17 protein-coding genes are annotated in these 20,045 nt (G+C 47.1%); 7 read left to right on the top strand and 10 right to left on the bottom strand.

The genetic code is table 11. From position 1 onward, the window contains the following. The first annotated feature begins 75 nt into the window (after nt 1-75). Nucleotides 76-993: a phosphatidate cytidylyltransferase gene (locus ACQSGY_RS17700; RefSeq protein WP_427179502.1), complete on the top strand. Its 918-nt coding sequence runs from the start codon at nt 76-78 to the stop codon at nt 991-993. Between the two features lie 84 nt (nt 994-1,077). Here ACQSGY_RS17700 and ACQSGY_RS17695 read toward each other — a convergent pair whose 3' ends face one another. Together ACQSGY_RS17695 and ACQSGY_RS17690 are read right to left on the bottom strand one after the other, a co-directional pair. After that, nucleotides 1,078-1,653 carry a hypothetical protein gene (locus tag ACQSGY_RS17695; RefSeq protein WP_427179500.1) on the bottom strand — a complete coding sequence of 192 codons (576 nt, stop codon included), beginning with the start codon at nt 1,651-1,653 and terminating at the stop codon, nt 1,078-1,080. Nucleotides 1,654-1,863: 210 nt separating this feature from the next. Beyond that, the gene (locus ACQSGY_RS17690) at nt 1,864-2,238 is read right to left on the bottom strand and encodes a LysM peptidoglycan-binding domain-containing protein (RefSeq protein WP_216515299.1); all 375 of its coding nucleotides are present in this window, start codon (nt 2,236-2,238) and stop codon (nt 1,864-1,866) included. A gap of 313 nt (nt 2,239-2,551) precedes the next feature. On the opposite strand from ACQSGY_RS17690, the gene ACQSGY_RS17685 reads away from it, so the two are divergent. From ACQSGY_RS17685 to ACQSGY_RS17675, 3 genes are all read left to right on the top strand, one after another. Continuing rightward, the gene (locus tag ACQSGY_RS17685; protein ID WP_427179796.1) at nt 2,552-3,601 is read left to right on the top strand and encodes a bifunctional transcriptional activator/DNA repair enzyme AdaA; all 1,050 of its coding nucleotides are present in this window, start codon (nt 2,552-2,554) and stop codon (nt 3,599-3,601) included. Nucleotides 3,602-3,647: 46 nt separating this feature from the next. Continuing rightward, a complete protein-coding gene (locus ACQSGY_RS17680; protein ID WP_427179498.1) occupies nt 3,648-4,433 on the top strand; it encodes an isocitrate lyase/PEP mutase family protein in 786 nt (261 codons plus the stop codon). Between the two features lie 108 nt (nt 4,434-4,541). Continuing rightward, the gene (locus tag ACQSGY_RS17675; RefSeq protein ID WP_427179496.1) at nt 4,542-5,060 is read left to right on the top strand and encodes a hypothetical protein; all 519 of its coding nucleotides are present in this window, start codon (nt 4,542-4,544) and stop codon (nt 5,058-5,060) included. Between the two features lie 176 nt (nt 5,061-5,236). Here ACQSGY_RS17675 and ACQSGY_RS17670 read toward each other — a convergent pair whose 3' ends face one another. The 7 genes from ACQSGY_RS17670 to ACQSGY_RS17640 all read right to left on the bottom strand — a co-directional run bounded on the left by ACQSGY_RS17670 (nt 5,237) and on the right by ACQSGY_RS17640 (nt 11,416). Then, nucleotides 5,237-5,935 carry a hypothetical protein gene (locus ACQSGY_RS17670; protein ID WP_427179495.1) on the bottom strand — a complete coding sequence of 233 codons (699 nt, stop codon included), beginning with the start codon at nt 5,933-5,935 and terminating at the stop codon, nt 5,237-5,239. After that, the gene (locus ACQSGY_RS17665) at nt 5,932-6,813 is read right to left on the bottom strand and encodes an ATP-binding cassette domain-containing protein (protein WP_427179494.1); all 882 of its coding nucleotides are present in this window, start codon (nt 6,811-6,813) and stop codon (nt 5,932-5,934) included. Before ACQSGY_RS17665 ends, ACQSGY_RS17670 begins: the two co-directional genes overlap by 4 nt. Continuing rightward, the gene (locus ACQSGY_RS17660; RefSeq protein ID WP_427179492.1) at nt 6,810-7,190 is read right to left on the bottom strand and encodes a GntR family transcriptional regulator; all 381 of its coding nucleotides are present in this window, start codon (nt 7,188-7,190) and stop codon (nt 6,810-6,812) included. Before ACQSGY_RS17660 ends, ACQSGY_RS17665 begins: the two co-directional genes overlap by 4 nt. 184 nt (nt 7,191-7,374) lie before the next feature. Then, entirely contained in the window at nt 7,375-7,545 is a 171-nt protein-coding gene (locus ACQSGY_RS17655) for an aspartyl-phosphate phosphatase Spo0E family protein (protein ID WP_111272079.1), read from the bottom strand. Between the two features lie 265 nt (nt 7,546-7,810). Beyond that, nucleotides 7,811-9,193 (bottom strand): helix-turn-helix domain-containing protein, encoded by a 1,383-nt coding sequence (locus tag ACQSGY_RS17650; protein ID WP_427179490.1) that lies wholly within the window; start codon nt 9,191-9,193, stop codon nt 7,811-7,813. A gap of 242 nt (nt 9,194-9,435) precedes the next feature. After that, entirely contained in the window at nt 9,436-10,353 is a 918-nt protein-coding gene (locus ACQSGY_RS17645) for an aldo/keto reductase (RefSeq protein ID WP_216515305.1), read from the bottom strand. A 172-nt stretch (nt 10,354-10,525) separates the two neighbouring features. Then, nucleotides 10,526-11,416, bottom strand: a complete 891-nt coding sequence (locus ACQSGY_RS17640) for a diacylglycerol/lipid kinase family protein (protein WP_427179488.1) — start codon at nt 11,414-11,416, stop codon at nt 10,526-10,528. A 769-nt stretch (nt 11,417-12,185) separates the two neighbouring features. Between ACQSGY_RS17640 and ACQSGY_RS17635 the strand changes: the two genes are divergently transcribed. After that, nucleotides 12,186-13,715, top strand: a complete 1,530-nt coding sequence (locus ACQSGY_RS17635; protein WP_427179487.1) for a leucine-rich repeat domain-containing protein — start codon at nt 12,186-12,188, stop codon at nt 13,713-13,715. Nucleotides 13,716-14,054: 339 nt separating this feature from the next. Continuing rightward, nucleotides 14,055-15,395 carry a glycoside hydrolase family 30 protein gene (locus ACQSGY_RS17630; protein ID WP_427179486.1) on the top strand — a complete coding sequence of 447 codons (1,341 nt, stop codon included), beginning with the start codon at nt 14,055-14,057 and terminating at the stop codon, nt 15,393-15,395. Between the two features lie 311 nt (nt 15,396-15,706). Here the strand turns inward: ACQSGY_RS17630 and ACQSGY_RS17625 are convergent, their stop codons facing one another. After that, complete coding sequence (locus ACQSGY_RS17625; protein ID WP_427179484.1) at nt 15,707-16,669, bottom strand: endo-1,4-beta-xylanase; 963 nt, start codon at nt 16,667-16,669, stop codon at nt 15,707-15,709. 441 nt (nt 16,670-17,110) lie between these two features. Between ACQSGY_RS17625 and ACQSGY_RS17620 the strand changes: the two genes are divergently transcribed. Further along, nucleotides 17,111-19,447: a 5'-nucleotidase C-terminal domain-containing protein gene (locus ACQSGY_RS17620; protein WP_427179482.1), complete on the top strand. Its 2,337-nt coding sequence runs from the start codon at nt 17,111-17,113 to the stop codon at nt 19,445-19,447. Nucleotides 19,448-20,045: the final 598 nt, after the last annotated feature.

Genomic DNA, 20,045 nt, shown 5'->3' with positions numbered 1-20,045 from the left:
TGGCACTGTTCCTTCATAATAACATAGGTACCCTATAATGGAATCTTACTTCAACCAAGCAGGTGATCCTTCGACATGAACAGTTCGCTATTTACACTAACCCTGATCTTTGCAGCCTTACTTGTTATTCATATCGTATACAAAATCATTGCCAGGCTTCAGCCGGACAAGGATTATTCGGGCATTGGCTACAAAATCAAAACCTGGTGGGGCATGCTCGTTATTTTCTGCCTGGCCACTTTATTTAACCCGATTGTTTCCCTGATCTCCCTTATGGTGCTCACGTTCTTCTCCCTTAAAGAATATTTCTCCATGATTCGCAACACACGCAAAGCGGACCGCCGCCTGTTTCTGTGGGCATATCTTGCGATTCCGGTTCAGTTTTACTGGATTTACATAGGTTGGTATGGCATGTTTATCATCTTCATTCCACTCTATGTGTTTCTGGTTCTGCCGCTGCCGCGTTTGATTAACAAAGGCACTGTCGGCTTCCTTCGCAGTGTCAGCTCCACGCAGTGGGGACTGATGCTGATGGTATTCGGATTAAGCCATCTGGCTTATTTTCCGTTTGCTACACCGGAATATGGATCGAAGCTTGTGCTTTTCCTCGTTGTGTTAACACAGCTGAATGATGTGGTGCATTATCTGGTATCTCTGTATCTGGGCAAACGAAAAGTAGTGCCCACCGCCAATCCATTTATTACTTGGGAAGGGTTCGTGTGTGCCCTTGTAGTGACAACAGTTACTTCCTATTTCATTCATCCGTACCTGACGCCGTTTAATTGGGAATTCTCCCTGTTCATTGCGGCATTAATCAGCCTCGCAGGCTTCTTCGGCAGTCTGACGGTATCGGTACTCAAGCGTGATCTGCTGATCGGAGACGACACCAAGTTCGATGCACTCAAAAAAAGCTATCTCAGCCGGGTGGATAGTCTCACCTATACCTCCCCGGTGATGTTCCACGTTGTTCGATATTTCTTTGATTTTATGTAGAAACCTGCGTTACAAGACAGCTAAAAGGCCAGGAAGCTTATTCCTGGCCTTTGCTATATTCAGTTCATGTAATGGGCTTTCTAACTACTTCAGACGAATCTCCTTCTCGGACATCAGCACATTGCCCTTTTCATTGTTAAATACAAATATCGCCTTCCCACGTTCACCCTTCATCTCGTCTGAATAGATAAAACCGGAATACTGCCCGTTACCACTTAAATAAAAACCGTCTTCCCCGTTCTTGCCATGCTCAATGGCTTCCTCCAGAGAGTTTACAATCGTGACCGTGTTGGATGTCCAGCGCATCTCCGTTAAGGAGTAACCCTTCGGTACCTGCTTGATCGCAAAATCAAAGCTGTTACCCTTCATCGGCTTATTAGACTGGTCAATGACAATCCGGATTTCATCCGAGGATGCCTCGGCTTCAGACTGTGTCCTGATTTTGCTCTCTTGACCTTCAGCACTGTCCCCGTTGGCTTTGTTCTTGGCCTCTGCATTCGGTACAGCCGTCTGTCCCGCTTCCTCTATCGGTTGTTTGGACTGCGGGTAGGCATGCTCCTGAACAGACTCCTTATTATTTTTAGCACCACATGCAATAACGACAAGGACTACACACAATACGGCTGTGTATAACACCATTCTGTTAAGCATTTGATTCATACTCCACTCTTCTCCCTTCGTTCCTACGCATGCCTGAACATACATGACTTCGAATATGAACCCTATTCATCACTACACCATATCGTTCCTCATGAAGCTCCATATTATGTAAATGAGATTAAAATTCAGATGATACGGTCTATTCGAAGATCATGTATAAATACGTATGCGTAACAAAGAGAAAAGACACAATAAGTCAACTGCCTGTAGTTACCGTTGAAATTGTGGCAAGCTCAGCACTTGTCCGCTTTGAATGGTACCATGCTGCAGTCGATTGGCATCTTTGAGCGCTTCGACATATATCCGCGTATCCATCTGTTCCGGTTTGTATTCAAGCGCAATGCTCCATAACGTATCTCCTGATGTGACAACAACTTGCTGATTCAACACAACTGGCTCGTCCCCCGCTGAAGCAGTAAACACCACACTGCAGCCCGCAATAAACACACTAATGGTAATCAGCATCTTGATTAAGGCTCCATGCGTCATCTGGTGCAAAGAATGGGACTTCACATAAGAAATACTTGATTTTGCAGGCAAGGCCTGCCCGTGCTCATGAATACTTTTGTACGTGGAATATCTCATCTTTTCATCAACCCCCGAGCTTCATCTTCCTTTATTCGCTAATCCTAAGCTTGATTACCTATATCCATTTCGTCTAACAACGCGAATTTTCTCTCTTTTTCTACATGAATTAGGCAATTAATACTACCTTTTAATCTGTTATATAGGTCTATACTATCACTTGATTCTAAACAAATTCTGAACAATCTCTTTATTTTGAAATAAACCGCAGTGTACAGCAGAATAAATGCCTGATTTTCGGCGATGGCATCGGTTAACCTGACCTATAATAAGGGAAAGATTGTGATTCTAATGAAGTAAGGACGTGCAGTTGATGATCTCTGCGGAGCTGAAGAAACAATACTATACGGCGCTGGTGGCCAAAGATTCAGAATATGAAGGTTTGTTTTATGTCGGAGTCAAAACAACAGGGGTATTCTGTCGTCCTACCTGTCCAGCCCGGAAACCGAAGTTTGAGAACTGTGAATTTTACGAAACTGCGGAGCAGGCCCTGCTTGCATCCTTCCGTCCATGCCAACGCTGCCGCCCCTTGTCTCATCCCAACCACGTGTCTGATGTAGTACGCATGCTGGTGGAGGCTGTAGAGAAGGAGCCTGAGAAGCGTTGGAAGGCACAAGATTTCAGGGCATTGTCTATTGATGAATCAACAGCCCGTCGACAGTTCAAAAAAAGATTCGGCATGACCTTTGTTGCATATGCACGTGCCCGGCGAATGGGACTAGCTCTCAAGCATATTCGCTCGGGGCGCACAGTCATTGATAGTCAGCTCTCCACCGGATATGAATCCAGCAGCGGATTTAGAGATGCCTTCTCACGAATCATGGGCGCTGCCCCGACACAGGTCGATGAAGAGCGGGTGCTGAAGGCGGCCTGGATCGATACAAGACTTGGTCCGATGATGGCTGTCGCTGACGAACAAGCACTGTATCTGCTTGAATTCGTTGACCGCAGAGGACTGGAACGTGAGGTGGAACGTCTGCGCAAACGGACCCGCTCTGCCATCGTGCCTGGCACAACAGCGCCCATTCAATCCATTGAACGGGAATTAACGGAGTATTTCGACGGCCAAAGGACAACGTTCGACACAGCGTTGTTCTGTTTAGGAACACCATTTCAGAAGCAGGTATGGGATGCGTTACTGGCGATTCCAGCCGGGGAAACAAGGTCGTACCAAGAGATTGCTAATGCCGTCGGGAAGCCGGGGGCATACCGGGCGGTAGCACAGGCGAATGGAGCCAATCAGCTGGCCATTGTTATTCCGTGCCATCGTGTCATTAATTCAAGCGGAGAACTGGGCGGATACGGTGGAGGACTGACACGCAAAGACTGGCTGCTCAAGCACGAGAAACAAAACAAAGAATAGTCCATAGCAACATTAAACGTTGAAAATGATAAGGGAGTGAATACAGATGAGCGTTATAAAGAACACGTTACGAGAGGAGGCAGAACAATTTCATCAATATCATGTAAAAGGAAATCCTCTCATCCTGGTTAATGTATGGGATGCAGGAAGTGCACAGACCATTCAATCTGCCGGGGCCGCGGCTATTGCTACGGGCAGCTGGTCCGTTGCTGCTGCACACGGGGAGCAGGATGGAGAAGCTTTGCCTTTCCCTTTGGTGCTGGCTAACCTGGCACGTATCACAAGCAGTGTTGATCTGCCTGTAACGATCGATATAGAGGGAGGGTATGGCAGGTCTGTGTCAGAAGTGAAGCAAAATGTGATACTCGTTATCGAACATGGAGCGGTTGGCATCAATATTGAAGATCAGCTGCCTGCTGGTGAAGGGATGTACAGTGTAGAAGAGCAAATTCTGAGACTAGGGGCCGCCCGGGAAGCGGCAGAACAGACAGGCATTCCGCTTTTTATCAATGCGCGAACCGATTTATTTCTACAGCATGCTGCCGAACAGCATAATGATGCGTTGGTTCACGAAGCACTCACAAGATGCAAAGCTTATGCAGAAGCTGGCGCAAGTGGTCTCTTCGTTCCAGGACTCCAGGATCAACGTCTGATTCAAGAGCTGTGCGAGCATTCGCCGCTTCCTGTCAACGTGATGGTAACCGCCCAGGAGCCTTCTCCCGGGCAGCTCGCCGCACTGGGCGTAGCACGAATAAGCTATGGACCCTATCCTTATCTGCAAGTGATGGAGCATTTGAGAGTGCTTGGACGCAGCATTTTAACAGCTCTATAGCAGGATATGCTCATAAAGCCTCACCTCCCACACCGCCCATGAGCAGAAGATGTTTCCCGCCTCCACCTGTGGTATAATCCCACTACCTAACATTAACAGGAGGCAACTATGCTTAACGTTGAACAAAAGCTCGAAATTCTGGAGTCGTATCCCCAGCTGCATCGCAAAGAGGTTTCCCTGGGACGTGTGAACTTCCACTACGAAGACAGCGCATATGAGAAAAAGATTGTAGCACTCCATATTCACCCCAACGGTAACGGTTATATCTATGCAGGGCTGCTGCCGGAATACGAGACCGATGCCAAGGGCTTCGTTAATATTCGTGATTACTCCGAAGCGGAACTGCGTTCGTTGCTGGATGCAACTCTCAAGGCGATGTCCTACAACCCGGACGCACCAGCAGAATCACCAAAAGAAAAAACTGACATGCAGGGATCAGCAGCACCCAAACTCTCGACTGGCGGCGGAATCTGGATCGATGAGCACGGGAACACCCTTACGCTGAAATACGATAATGACATGTGGTGTGTGTACGCCGGCCACGATCTGGAGATGGCCTTCGAGTCCCGCAGCGAAGCTGGCGAATATCTTCAGGAGGAAGGCTTCAAACCACAGGCGCAGGCTTAACGAAAATAAAGCAAACACGAGGTGAGCAGAGGCTCCCTCGTGTTTTTCTTATATGCATTCAGTTATGGGCGTACTGATGACGTGTGTTCATTTTTTGTCTTTTTACATACATCAGATGAATGCTGCTTATCACAAAATTTTGCAGTTGCACCCTAAGCGTCTATGCTCCTGCTTGTTCAATCCTTGCTGCTTTTGCGTACCAACGGAGCATGCTTCATCATGGGATAGGTGGACAGAAGCAGCGCGCCGCCGATTACACCCAGCACCGTAAATACGAGCATTCGATTTTGATAGGCAATCCAGAGCGTGAATTGTCTCATATCTCCAAATGCAACCACCAGCGACATTACCAGGCCGAAGCCAAACAACAGAAACAGAAAATTACGCATTCCCAGCCTCATCCAGCACACCGTCAGGAAAACAGTCAAGCCAAGTACCAGAAAACCAAGCATCAAGTCCATCCAGAGATACGGAAGCACAAGGTAATCGGAAGAATAGAGCATCCCCGGTTGAAACAATGTAACCTCCAGCCATCCTGCGGTATTCAGCAGATGAACGATCAAGTAGATTACATGCAGAATGACCATTGTACCCGCGACCATCCCGGCTCCCATGATATAAAAGGATTTCATAAATTGAATCCGTGTACTGCCCATACCAATGGCTACCGGATAGAGTGTGATCAGACCTGCTATCGCGAAGGTACAGATTCCTCCGTACATCGGCCCGAATAATTGCGAGGTATAGCTGACATGAAACAGAAAACCAATAGCCACATAGATGGCTGTCAGTCCAAGTGCAATCGAGGTAAAGATGGTCAGATACAAACGCATATCATCCCAGATCATTCGGTTGGTTCCTTTGATCGCATTCATACCTTCATCCCCTCCTGCTGCCGGGTCACATGGACCAGGTATTCCTGTAGCGATGCTTTTTCAATCGAAAGTCCGTACTGCTGAGCCTTCGCCTTCCAATCCTTCGAATACACGTCATCAATCATCACTTTGCTGTTCGTACCTAATCGGGCGGATTCAATAACTGCAGCACCTTGAGCCGCCTCTTCAACATCTTGAAATAACCCTGTTAGAAGAACTCCACGCTCGCGCATCTGCTCCATAGGCTGATGAATGAATATATTCCCTTGATGTACCACGATAAGACTCTCACATAATGGCTGTACCTCTTCGATGTGATGTGTCGATATCAGAATGAGCCTTGGATTTTCTTCATAGGTTTCCAGTAATACTTCATAGAACAGCTTCCGTTTCTCGGCATCGAGCCCATTGGTCGGCTCATCCATAATTGTCACACTCGCATGACTGCACAGTCCGAGTATAATCTGTGCCGCAGTCTTCATGCCCTTCGAAAATTTGCTGATCTTCTGTTTGGAAGGCAGCTCGAATGCCTCAATTAGCCGCTGGGCCAGCTGCTGATCCCACTGTGCATGAAAATGTGAGCCGATGGTAAGCAGATCATGTATTGTCCAGTTTTTCCCGAGCGGATGATTCTCCTGAATATAACAGAGATGCCCTTGTGCAGACAGATTATTGTATGGATCCTGACCCATCACCTGAATCGTTCCACGGTCAGGGCGGTTGTGCCCGGCGAGCAGGCTCATCAGCGTTGTTTTGCCAGCCCCGTTTCTTCCCCAGATCGCCCCGATCACGGGTTCATGCTCATGCAGAGTGACGTTGTTCAGAATAGGGGGTTTATTCTTTTGATAGCTGTAACATACCTGCTCCATATGAATCATAATTCACGCTCCTTATCCTTTTTGCCACGAATCAGATCAATGATCATGTCCTCATCCATTCGTATGCGTCTTGCTTCCTCAAGTAAAGGTTTGATGTATTCTTCGTAAAAATGCTGTTTCCGCTCAACGAGCAGCGCTTCTCTCGCTCCCTTGGTAACAAACATGCCTACACCTCGCTGTTTATATATGATGCCTTTGTCTACCAACTCCTGCAGTCCCTTTCGTGCTGTGGCCGGATTAATATTGTAAAAACGGGACAGCTCATTCGTCGAGGGTACCTGCTCTTCCACCTTCAATCTGCCTTCCACAATATCATCCATGATCATCATGGCGATCTGATGAAAAATAGGCTGGGATTCATCCAAAGTCGATTTCATCTGTTTCCAACTTTCATTCGAATTAATAATTGGCGAGCCTTCAATCTGGATCTGTCATCTGTAATCAAAAACTGCATCACCTGTTTTACTTCTTCATTCCGTATGATCATCTAGTTAGTTAGTTGGTTAGTTACTCATGTAACTAACTATAGTATACAAAAACCATATTGTAAATAGGCCATACTTAATTCATCCATTTCTCCACACACATTCGATTGTATTGATTCAGCAGGGCATCGAGTACTACGGACTGTCTGATCACTTCAGGATGAAGCAAGCTCCCGTATTGCAAATGCACCTGATGCAGTTGTTGTCTCGCTTCTTCAATCTGTGATTTTAATTCCATACGATCCATAGTCCCCCCTCCTTTTGTCATATTTTAGATTATTATGCCAATCAATAGATTGATGGGGGTATGACAGATGTTTTTTATTGGTTGTTATTACACCTTGAATGGTTCATTGCACACAAAAAGAACGCATCTGAACGATGTCAGATACGCTCTGGCGGCTCAGGCTTATGTCCCTAAACCGTGATCGAATGTTCGGTTAATTGGAGGGTTCGGGTTCCCCTGAATCGGGGATGCTCCCATGAGGGGTGGCAAAACGCTCACCAGTATACTACAAGTAACTATCAGCAAAGCCAGCTTTTTCTTCATTGATTTTCTGCACCTCACCAATCAAGATTTTGTATTGCTGTATAGCTGTATCGGACGCATAATCCCTGTATTGCTCAAAAAGTCCGATACTTCTAAGCATACCTCGTCCATCACTAATTTCAATAGAGAACTTCAAGCTATCCAGAACAAAATTCAAACCCTCCGCATAGCGGTCTTTCTTAAGATAGTACCTGCCTAACCCAGCCAAAAGACGGACATAACGATCGTCCGTTACCTGCTTGCTAACCTTCCCAATCCGGTTGCTTTGCTCCTGATAAGTGAAATGTGGGGCGTACTGCTCTAACACCTCATCAATATCCATATCGTAGCGATTGGCTGCCGTGACAATATCACATAATGCAGGAAATATCTCATTCTCTTTCGTTGAGATGTAGGCCAGATAATGGGGCAATATCTCAAATTGACCAGCCATTAATTGATATATATAACGATTCCCCTCTGCCCATTCCTGAAATTGCTGAATTACAACCAATTCTTCTTGATCAGAGTCCTTCACCCAGCTGGAATCGGAGTATAACTCCACATATTTCAAGGCCATCTCATAGTTATCTAAATGAAAATAAGCACTGCCTGAAGCCAAGTAGGCATACATAACATAAAAAATAACAGGTCGCTTTGTTTCTTCCGCTTTTCTTCTTCCATTCAATTCATAGTGAATCGTGGCCTTTACTCGTAACTTCTCGGATAACTCCAGCACTTTACTCCATCTGTGAAGAGAGGCAAAAGCATTAATTAATTCATTCAATGCATCCAACTGATAGCGTTCATCCAGCCGATCCACGTAATATTCAAACTGGGCGGCAATAATGACATTCCGCTGCTGGTCATTGGTCAGCCCCAGCTTGAAAAGGCGGTACTGACAAAGCGCAAGCCGCTCGGAATGCTGCATCTTCTCACTTTCGGCGATCGTTTCATATAAAAGAGCTGCGGGTTTCCTTTTGCCATCATGATAGAATTCCTCTGCCAATTCAAATAACAACGGGATATATGATAAATTATCCATCATCAGACGAACAACCTCTTCGATACAGTCCAGCTTATCCAGCTCGGCACAGCGATGCAGGAAAGGCCCAAGTCTGCGCCAATCCGGTGTTGCATGCACAAAGCACTCATCAATATACAGCTCATAGAAATGACCTGCTTCAAGCTTCATAGCCATCGTAATACGATCCAGCTGCTGCATGGAGATCGGTCGGTTTTTATTCAAAATGTTGCTGAGTGTGCCTGAATTAATACCAGACAGCTCTGAAAAAAGACTGATCGACATCTGTTCACGCTTCAGATAACGTTCTAAATGATCGCGTATCGTGGTTGTCGGCTCCAATGGAACACCACCCTCCAAAATAAAAACACCAAAAACGAGATTGTCGGTATGCAAAAGTAATTATATGTAATTTGTGTGTGCTTTTCAACAAAATAATTTCAACTAATTTGTATTAATTACAATTTAATCCTTTAACCTCATAAAAGTACGTACCCATATTTTATATCATAAAGGGCTCCTCTTCAAAGCCCTAAAGTACGCACGAAAAAACACGAGCCGCCAGGGCTCGTGTTGATTGCAGTTTAAGGCAGCACATTACCTGCCGCACGGTAGATTTCATACCACTCTGGACGAGTGAGATGAATTTCACTCGCTTTCACACAATCCAGCAGACGTCCAATGTTCATTGTGCCTGTCACCGGCTGCATATGTGCCGGATGACGAAGCAGCCAGGCAATCGCAATCGTTGTGTTGCTGACATCATACTTTGCGGCAATTTCATCAATTTTGGCATTCAGTTCCGGGAACTTCTCATTGCCCAGGAAAACACCCTCAAAGAATCCATACTGGAATGGCGACCACGGCTGAATCGTAATGTCGTGCAGACGGCAGTAGTCGAGAATGCTGCCATCGCGATTCACCGCAGCATCATTCTCCATATTCACGTTGATGCCGCTGTCGATCATCGTTGTATTGGTAATGCTCATCTGCAGCTGGTTGGCTACCAGCGGCTGTTTCACATATTTTTTCAGCAGTGCTATTTGGTTCGGGTTCTGGTTGGATACACCAAAGTGACGTACCTTCCCCTCACGCTCCAGCTGGTCGAAAGCTTCGGCTACCTCCTCTGGCTCAACGAGCGCATCCGGGCGGTGCAGCAACAACACGTCCAAATATTCCGTTCTCAGACGCTGCAATATACCATCAACGGAATTCAGGATATGTTCTTTGGAGAAATCAAACATACCTTTGCGAATACCACATTTGGATTGAAGAATCAGATTTTCACGAACTTGGGGATTCATCTGCACAGCATCGGCAAAAATCTCCTCACATGTTCCTGTGCCATAAATATCGGCGTGATCAAAGAAATTTGCACCTGCTTCCATCGCAGAACGTACGAAATGCTCCGCGTCCTTACTATCCAATGAATTGATTCGCATACAACCTACAGCAACTACAGGCACATCGAGTGTGCTGCTGCCCAGCTTCATGGTTCTCAAGATGTTTCCCCTCCAGATTCAAAAATAGTTTAATGCATGTGAGACAGATACATATATGCATGTCCATATGTCCATACCCGTCTTCCGTCTATGATTGTGACACATATATGCAATCGGTTTCAATAGATTTTCCCCATAATTATATGGAGAAATGCTCTGTAATGCGTTCGCTCTACGTTTCTTCAGGCACAATGACCTGAATATATTGCGGCAGCACCCGAAGATGAATCGGCAAGGCAGGCCCTTCTTCCCCGTCTACATTGGTACGAATCATGTCTCCTGAGTGTACACGCACGTCTTTTGCCGTAAAATAATGCACGTCCTTATGATGCTTCAGATTGCCAAAGATCAATGACGTACCTAAGGTCACGCTGTTCAGCATGCCGATGTTGCGAATCACAAAGCAGTGAATCAGCCCGTCATCCACCTCCGCATCGGGTGACATCTTCTCAAACCCGCCGACCGAGTTCGTTAGTGCCGCTACCAGAAGAGGGGCCTCTCCTTCCCATCGCTGTCCGTCATATTCGATAGTCATCACACTTGCGGGTGTGTTCACCAGATCCTTCAGCCCTTCCTTCACATAAGCAAAGGAGCCCAGCTTCGACTTCTCTTCTGATGATACAGAGAACAAAGCTTCTGCCAGCGAACCGGCAGCCACCACATTGGCAAAGAGCTGATCATTGACCATGCCAAGGTCTACAGATCGAATCCGTTCCGAGCGCAGCTGTTCAATCGCTTCATCCGGGTCAAGTGATATATGTAATGCTCGTGCAAAATCATTGACTGTGCCTAGCGGAATGATCCCTAATGTTGGACGGTGCTCCTGATCCATCATTCCGTTAATCGTTTCATGCAGTGTGCCATCTCCTCCGATGGAGATCACCAGATCACAGCCGCCCTTACAGGCATCCGCTCCGTAATTCGTAGCATCCCCTTCCCCTGCCGTTTCATTAACCGATACAGCGTAGCCCCTGGATTCCAGAATGGTCTGCACCTGCGACACGTATTGCTCCGCCTTTTCTTGACCTGACGACGGATTGCTGATGATCATCGCTTTCTTCATAGGCTCCCTCTCCCCCTCTGCATATCGCATCTGTACATGTATACCCGCTTTCCCGGGAGGTTGAATAGGTGGCTGAAGATAACAGGTTGGATTGGCTGCAAATTTATGTTGAAAAAGTGCAGGGCTAAAGCCCGATCATATCGAATAAAAGTATATAGAGGTACTTGTTCATAAATGAATTGTTCCTTTTTCCTCAAGATAGGTTAATAACTAGATGAGTTGAACTAAAGATTTTACACAATCCACTCCAATATACTCATCAATCCAGGCACATTAGTCCAATATCGTGCATCGCTCATGGCAAGTGCAAGTCAGCCACCCTCTACTGTGAGCGCTAACGATCAGGAGAAGCCTTATTTCGGCATATTCGGGCATTGGAAAATTCTAACGATCCCCAGAGACGCTATTGTGCTGAAATCAGCTTGATCAGGCTTATTTTTCAGGATTTCGAATGGAATAAGCTTTCTGAGGATCGTTAGATTTCAAATGTCCCTGATTCAGGGAAAATAAGCTCTATGGGGATCGTTAGCCTTCTCTCTTCGACTGAAACAGCCTGCCAAGGCTGGTATTCTTGCCCCATTACAGCGATCTTTGACGATCATGGATCGTTAAGCGGCATAATGTCGTTTCTTTAGTTCAAATTTATACAGATGAATTAAACTATAGTCTTCAAGAAACTGCTGAGGCAGTTTTAGATATCGTTCGAATGCTGCGTTTGAAAAAGCACGGTCTCCACTACTATGTACAAGATTTGGAGGGAAGGCATGTAATGAGAAGATTCACTCTGTTATTGCTCATCTGTATTCTAAGCATCAGCTCCGCAGGACAAGCGCTGGCCTATGACGTCTCTGATACGGAGGAGCATCTCGTCAAAGACCCGGCACTGGAGGACGGACTGAAGCTGATATTAAATATTCCTGTAGGGGAGCCGCTGACTTCTGCCGATCTGAAACAACTGCGTGTAGTTGATCTGAGCAACGCAGGTATTCAGAGTCTGTCCGGGCTGGAACACGCCGTGAATTTGACCCATCTGCGCCTCTACGGTAATGAAATTTCGGACCTTACACCGCTGGAGCATCTAACCCAGCTAAGAGAGATCGACGTTCGTAACAATTACATTACATCGATCCAGCCGCTGGCCGCACTGCAGCAGCTCGGGCGATTGTATGTCAGCAATAACTCTATCAGCTCTATTGACGTTGTGCGTTCATTCCCAAGATTACATACACTGCATGCCAGCGGCAACAAGATTGCCAGTCTCGATGCTTTAGCAGAACTGCATTCGCTGCAATGGCTGGAGATTGCGAACAATGTCATTACAGACCTTACACCACTAGCGACTCAAACCAAGCTGGAGCAGTTAAATATAGCTAACAACCATATCTCTTCACTTGATGTTTTCACAGATATGCCTGATTCGTTGCGAGAGCTGAATGTGTCCAACAACCACATATCCCATCTTAAACCGTTAAGCCACATGACACATTTGCGCACACTGGATATTTCGGGCAATCAAATTCAGCATCTGAACGATATTGCAGCATTGAACGGCTTGAAGGAGCTGAATGCCGAATCCAATCAGATTTATGATCTGGAACCTCTGCGCACGTTCACCAGCCTGAGTGTGCTCAAGCTATCCAACAACCGGATATGGGACTTGACGCCGATCTCGGACTTATCATTCACGCTCGAGAGTGCTGAACCACAGAGCATTGACAGCATCTCTGCCTCCGCTTCAGTGTCCATAGGAACGCGGCAAGCGGCGGCGGAGCCCGAGTCCCCCGGACTCACCGTTCAACATAATTATCTGGATGTGAGCAGCGGAAGCTATACGATGAGTCTGCTTAACCAGATGAATGTACGGGAGCAGAAGCGGACACCGCAGGGGCGTTTTCAGCGCCTGATCGAAGGCTCCACCACGGCATATGTGGGTGATAATGCCTATTCACTAGATGCGGCTCCTTTTATTAGCGAAGGCCGGACGTACGTGCCTCTCCGCTTTGTATCCGAGCATCTGAATGCTCGTGTGAATTGGGACAGCAGCACCAGTGAAGCCACAATCACCCATGACGATGAGATGATCCGCTGGAGTGTAGGCAGTAAACAGGTTGCCGTGGGAGATGAGATTGTCATGAATGATGCCCCGCTGTTGATGAAGGATGGCATTACCTATGTTCCGATCCGTTTTATCTCAGAGCAGCTTCATACCACGGTTGGATATATGGCCAGCAATAAAACCATTCTGATCTTTGAAAATAAACCGGAGCCTGAGGGTATGATTCCTCAGACGACACCGTAGCAAAGCAATAGCAGAGCAGCAGAGAGCAGCTATAGATTTAGATACTGCCGCCCATCTCACAACCCCGCCTGAACCATCAGCGGGGTTTTCGAGTTTTGCTTTGGTAAGGAACAGGGCATGTCACGCTGTAAGCCCTCCAAAGCTCTTTTGAACTGGCATCAGCAGGTTCGATGTGTGTAGGGGGTTATTTTCCCATGTTATATCACTCCTTCATTCCATCCATATGACCTTGGATTTGGGTAAATATTGCGCGGTTTAGCATATCTGCTTTTGCAACGTAAGTTGTTATACTGAACGTAATTACACGGTTACTGAGGAACAGATTAGGAGGAGCATCATATGACATATAGGTTTAAAGGTTATTCCACGACCCCTGACAATCCATGGAACGAGTTATCTTCTGCACCCACAAATGAAAGCGCTAACCTGAAGTTAACTGGAGAGCAGCATCAACTGGTGGAAGGGTTTGGCGGCTGTTTTAACGAGCTGGGGTATCTCGCCTTGGCTCACTTGAGTGATGAGCAGCGTCACGAGGTATTTCATTCCCTTTTCCACCCGGAAGGAGAGCATCGGTTTACAATCTGCCGCCTGCCTATTGGCGCGAGTGATTATGCAGAGCAGTGGTACAGCCACAACGAGGTAGACGGAGATTTGGCTATGGACCATTTTTCCATCGAACGAGATTTCAAATATCTGATCCCTTATATCAAGGAAGCTTTGCGTTATAACCCGGACCTGCAGCTCTTCGCGTCGCCCTGGAGCCCCCCAACCTGGATGAAATTCCCGAAAGCCCACAACTACGGCACCCTGCGCTGGGAAAAGGAAATTCTGGAGGCTTACGCCCTTTATTTTGTAAAGTTTGTTGAGGCGTACCGCGAGGCTGGCATTACCATTCATCAGGTGCATGTGCAGAATGAAGTGATTGCAGATCAGAAGTTCCCTTCCTGCATGTGGACAGGCGAGCAGCTGCGCGAATTCATCGCGGATTATCTGGGACCTGCCTTTGACAAACATGGTCTGGATACGGAGATTTGGCTTGGAACAATTAACGCCCCTGACCCTTGGGAAGAACTGATGAAGAAGAAAACAACCGGCTTTGACGAGTATGCCGGACTGGTGCTCAGCGATCCGAAAGCATACTCCTACATTAAAGGAGTCGGATATCAATGGGCGGGCAAACATGCCATTCAGCGCACGGTGGCAAGTTATCCCGAACTGCGCTATATGCAGACGGAGAACGAATGCGGCGATGGCAACAACTCCTGGAACTATGCCAAGCATGTATATAACCTGTACCAGCATTATTTCAGCAACGGTGTCAACGCCTACATCTACTGGAATATGGTGCTGGAGCCAAGGGGCCGCAGTACATGGGGCTGGGAGCAAAATTCCATGATCACGGTTGATCCAGAGAGCAAGGAGGTTATTCGAAATCCCGAGTATTATGTAATGAAACATTTTGCTCATCATATCGTCAACGGTGCCCGTCGGCTAGGGCTTTCGGGACCCTGGAGCGGCAAAGCGGTTGCTTTCCGCAACCCGGACAACAGTCTCGTTATCGTCGTTAACAATCCGTTCCCAGATCGACGTGATCTTCACCTTACCCTTACCGAAGGACAGACCATTCATGTGCAGCTGGAAGCCGATTCATTTAACAGCATGGTCATTACAGCAAATTAAACGGGCATGTGTAGATGAAGTGGTGAGTGTATGCATTTATGGGGGTGTTGCTGAGGGAACCTCTGAGTAATTTTCTTCATGATGACATGTATGCGAATATAAAAGTGCCTGTCCCACAAGACGATGGGACAGGCTTCTTTTGGGGATAAGACTATTGATTCAAGACTTCAGGTCGAGATCAAGTGGTAGAGTTTCTTGAAATCGTTGAAGCCGCTGAATTGCATAAAGCCGTTGATGCGTTATGCTGTTGAAAGCATCGATACTTTTGCTGATATCATTAAAGTCATGGACAGCGTTAAGCCTCGGTCGGTTTAAGGATTGTTTGCCATGTAGGATTTCAGCCACTGCATTGCAGGACGCTCTGTGCCATTGCTGTTCACCAGGTGGGAACCGCTAACCCATGTTTGGTTCTGGTTGTAACCCCACAGTGTGATGCCTTTAACCGAAGGGTGCTTCCACAGAACAGGGAATTTCTGCTGATAACGCTGCAGTTGAGTGTTGTCATCGCCAGTAATGTCCAGCTCGGACACATAGATTGGCAGACCTGTTGCAGCCAGTTTGTTCAGTACTGTATTCATCGTGCTCACGGATACGTTGTCCATATTGAAATAGTGGGCTTGAATGCCGATGCCATCAATCAGGCCTCTGTTTTTGAGCAGGTTGATGATCTGGATATATTGATCTGCTTTCGGAGGGTCACCGATGATGCCATATTCGTTGAGCAGCAATTTGGAGTTCGGGAAGGCTTGTCTTGCTTGCTCGAATGACCAGATTACCCAATCCCAGCCCGTCTGCCCATCTCCACCAATGGCATTGCGGAAGGCTGGCTTCGCATGCAATGGCTCATTGACCACATCAACAAACTCTGCTTGAGAATAGCGCTGCCCGGCCGCTCTGATCCATTGAAGCACCTCTGCTCTCTGATCCGCCGCTGAAAGATTGTTAATCCAGTTAGGCGCCTGACTACCCCACACAAGCGTATGGAATTTAAAAGGGAAACCGTTCTGTTTGGCATAGTTATAAGCCATATCCGCCTGGCCCCAGTTCATCACATTACGTGTGCCTTCTACAGCTCCCCACTTGGTGGAGTTCTCTGGCGTCACCTGATTCCAGTATGGACTGAAATTGGATGGAACCTGACCAGCAATAATGTTCCCCAGGAACTTGCTGCCCTTAGCGAGTCCGGCACTGACACTGCCCACCGCGACTGACGTAGCCAGCACACCTGCCAGAGCAAGCGTACCTACCGTCTTGAACCATTTGGACTTCAACATAATATTCCTCCTTGGCTTGGTTTATTTTTAAAGCGCTTACAAAGACATCATAATGGATAATTTTGGTTTTATACACAGAAAAATCATACCACTTTCTTTGAAAAGTATACTTTTTTTTCATTCTTGGTACTACACACAATTCATCCAGTTCGAACATAAACGTTACATGAGCGTTTACATTCCGCTGATGTTTCTCTAGTATGAAATGATACATATAAAATACACACACTACATAAGTCGAGCTATTTATTTACACCGGAACGGAGAGGACAGAAAAAACCTGAAGAAGCGAAGCGGTCGCCTTTATCACCAGATTTTCCCCTTGCAAAAAGGGAATCCAAAAAATCTGGGGATAACAGCGATTGGAAGGTTATTCTGTCATCGAAGTGTATGGGTAAATATCTTTGGTTCAACTTATGTACATCACAAGGGAGATTACACATGCGTACACACGGTTTGAAACGTTTCGCCAGTTGGTCTTTATCCGTTCTCTTAGGCACATCCCTGCTGCTCACACCGCTCGCCTCGGAAAGCGCTCACGCGGCTGAGACCGATCAGGAAACCACCATTACTCTGCTGGGTACCTCTGACATTCACGGTCGGTTTATGCCATGGGACTATGCACTCGATGGGCCTAATCCGTCCGGCAGCATGACTCAGCTCTACACGATGGTGAAAAAAGTCCGCTCCGAAAATCCAAACACGATTCTGCTGGATGCCGGAGATATGATTCAGGATAACTCTGCCGAGCTGTTCAACGATCAGCCGCAGTCTCCTATGATGGTTGCGATGAATGAAATGAATTATGATGCCTGGGTTATGGGCAACCATGAGTTTAACTTTGGTCTGGACGTGCTGGAGAAGATTTCTTCCCAGTTCAAGGGCCAGGCGCTTGTCGGTAACATTTTCAAAGAAAACGGTGACCGTTACATGCCTGCATACACGATTATTGAGCGGGATGGCATCAAAGTAGGTGTCATTGGCATGAACACCCCGATGATTACCGAGTTTGAGAAAGGAACCAATCATCTGGATGGTGTCACCGTCAAGGACCCGGTCGAGGAGACTCGCAAAGCGATTGCCGAGCTGAAAGGCAAAGTGGACGTGATGGTTGGACTCATGCACATGGGGCTGGATAACGAGAATGGCAAACCGGGAACCGGGGTGACAGATATCGCCAAGGCCAACCCGGAGCTGGCTGCTATTTTTGCCGGACACATGCATCAACTGATTGAATCACAGACGGTAAACGGGGTGCTGATCTCCGAGCCGAACAAATATGGTACACATCTGTCTCGCATCGACCTGAAATTTGCCAAAGAGGACGGCAAGGTCGTGCTCAAGAACAAGGAAGCCAAGGCACTCGCTGTCAAAAAAGCAGATGGCACGTATGAAATATCCGATCCTGCCTTGGAACAAACCTTACATCCATTTCACGAGTTCGCTCGTGCGGATGCCAACATTGAGGTAGCTGAGCTGAAAGGAACCAATCTGGTTCCCGCAGATGAGATTAAGGGCATTCCAGCGGTACAGATTCAGGAGACCCCCCTTTCTGACTTTTTCACCGAAGTCATGCTGCATTACAGTAACGCCGATGTGGTTGCACATCAGATTGATAATGACAAGGCCAAGCTCGATGTAGGCCCGATCAAGAAAAAGGATATTGCGTTCAACTACCAGTACACTTTTGGTGAAGTGACCGTATATGAAGTGACTGGACGTGATCTGAAGGATTATATGGAATGGTCTGCGGGATACTTTAATTCTACACGCCCTGGAGACGTCACGATCAGTTTCGATCCGAAGCGCCGCGCTTCCAAGTACAGTACGGATGATTTCTTCGGCGGTGTAACCTATGAGATTGATCTGACCAAGCCGTATGGCAGCCGGATTACGAACTTGAAATATAGCAATGGTAAAGCCGTTCAGGCAGCGGACGACCTCAAACTCGGTATGAATGCATACCGGATGGAAGCGTTAATTGCCAAAGGCGGGGCGCTCGAAGGGCGTAAGTTCACACAGCTCTGGTCCTCCAAGGATGCTTCGGCGTTCGGTGAGATCCAAGGGACCATTCGCAATCTGTCGATTGCCTATCTGAAGGATGTCATGAAAGGGGTCTATGAGCCGAAGATTCAGCACAATTGGAAAATCACCGGCGTAGACCTGACTGCACCAGAACGTGCAGATGTTGTTGAGCTGATTAACGATGGTGTGATGTCCGTGCCAACAACGGAAGACGGCAAATATACGAACATTGCCTCCATTAATATTCTGGACGCTGTAACTGCGGATGAGATTGAAGCCTTGTCTTTCAAAGCCGGAGTCGATGCAGCGCTGTTCAAAGGTGTGAAAACGAAGGGCGCATTCTATCAGCAGCTAAACAAAGCTCGCAAGGCCGAAGCTGGCAAGCCCGGTGAAGGCAGCGATGGCGGCAAAAACGAAGCAGCAGCTCCTGCACCGGAGAAACCGGTGACTCCAGCGAAGCCAGCGCCAGCACCGGGAACATCGAAGCCGGATGGAAATCAACCAGGCAAGCCATCAACGTCCACCGGAAACAGCAAGCCCGCTCCATCTGTCTCAAGCAAAACAGCACGGGTAACAGCGGCTTATCTGAACGTACGTGCTGGCGCATCCTCCAAAGCCAAAGTGATTACTTCTGTACCGAAGGGTACGATGCTCGAAGTCATCAGCACAGACCACGCTTACGGATGGGTTAAAGTGAAGGTGGATGGACGGACAGCATATGTATATGGCAAATATGTAACTATGCTAAAATAATATCACTACACTACTAAAATACGGGGCGATGCATCCCATGTCATTATGGGGCGGCATCGCCCCTTTTTGATACGGACTATCATCTAGCACACCCCGCTACAAAGCATCAATCCTTATACCTGAATGCTACAAATCGTTTCACGTGGAACGTTGCACAAGGGTACTCAGCGGCACTTATGCTTATTGGGTGACTCCTGGTTTGAAAGAATGCTGCGTGGAAGGCCTCAATTCCCCGCGCCTGGACTATCGTCCATATGGATTACGTTATAATACTTACGTTGAAAACGGTGCCCGAAACCTCGTAGCTGCAACTGAACTGACCAGAGCAGATTGACTTGAATACCCTTTTCCTGCAGTCAAAGTATCCGATAAAAGCATCAGACAATGGACGCTGCAAACGGCATTGCAATCAGATTGCTAGTGGAACTTCTAACGATCTCAGGAAACGCTATTTGGGCTATATTTTACGTTTTTATTTTCTAACGAATTCAGGTGTTGCTAGAATAAAAAGTGGACACCCATTAACGGACGGAAGGATAATAAGAGGAACGGAGGTGTGTCCACATGGGAGAACAACGGCAACGGTATAATGAAGAAT

Origin of the sequence: Paenibacillus sp. TC-CSREp1 (genome assembly GCF_050171015.1) — a bacterium.
In the GTDB taxonomy this organism is placed as follows: Bacteria; Bacillota; Bacilli; order Paenibacillales; family Paenibacillaceae; genus Paenibacillus; species Paenibacillus silvae.
This window is presented reverse-complemented; position numbering and strand designations above follow the sequence as displayed.

Bases quoted from the DNA above. Each gene is read 5' to 3' on its own strand.
- ACQSGY_RS17640 (WP_427179488.1), bottom strand. From the start codon at position 11,416: ATGAAGAAAGCGATGATCATCAGCAATCCGTCGTCAGGTCAAGAAAAG.
- ACQSGY_RS17690 (WP_216515299.1), bottom strand. From the start codon at position 2,238: ATGAGATATTCCACGTACAAAAGTATTCATGAGCACGGGCAGGCCTTG.
- ACQSGY_RS17685 (WP_427179796.1), top strand. From the start codon at position 2,552: ATGATCTCTGCGGAGCTGAAGAAACAATACTATACGGCGCTGGTGGCC.
- ACQSGY_RS17670 (WP_427179495.1), bottom strand. From the start codon at position 5,935: ATGAATGCGATCAAAGGAACCAACCGAATGATCTGGGATGATATGCGT.
- ACQSGY_RS17665 (WP_427179494.1), bottom strand. From the start codon at position 6,813: ATGATTCATATGGAGCAGGTATGTTACAGCTATCAAAAGAATAAACCC.
- ACQSGY_RS17675 (WP_427179496.1), top strand. From the start codon at position 4,542: ATGCTTAACGTTGAACAAAAGCTCGAAATTCTGGAGTCGTATCCCCAG.
- ACQSGY_RS17635 (WP_427179487.1), top strand. From the start codon at position 12,186: ATGAGAAGATTCACTCTGTTATTGCTCATCTGTATTCTAAGCATCAGC.
- ACQSGY_RS17695 (WP_427179500.1), bottom strand. From the start codon at position 1,653: ATGAATCAAATGCTTAACAGAATGGTGTTATACACAGCCGTATTGTGT.
- ACQSGY_RS17655 (WP_111272079.1), bottom strand. From the start codon at position 7,545: ATGGATCGTATGGAATTAAAATCACAGATTGAAGAAGCGAGACAACAA.
- ACQSGY_RS17625 (WP_427179484.1), bottom strand. From the start codon at position 16,669: ATGTTGAAGTCCAAATGGTTCAAGACGGTAGGTACGCTTGCTCTGGCA.
- ACQSGY_RS17660 (WP_427179492.1), bottom strand. From the start codon at position 7,190: ATGAAATCGACTTTGGATGAATCCCAGCCTATTTTTCATCAGATCGCC.
- ACQSGY_RS17620 (WP_427179482.1), top strand. From the start codon at position 17,111: ATGCGTACACACGGTTTGAAACGTTTCGCCAGTTGGTCTTTATCCGTT.
- ACQSGY_RS17630 (WP_427179486.1), top strand. From the start codon at position 14,055: ATGACATATAGGTTTAAAGGTTATTCCACGACCCCTGACAATCCATGG.
- ACQSGY_RS17680 (WP_427179498.1), top strand. From the start codon at position 3,648: ATGAGCGTTATAAAGAACACGTTACGAGAGGAGGCAGAACAATTTCAT.
- ACQSGY_RS17700 (WP_427179502.1), top strand. From the start codon at position 76: ATGAACAGTTCGCTATTTACACTAACCCTGATCTTTGCAGCCTTACTT.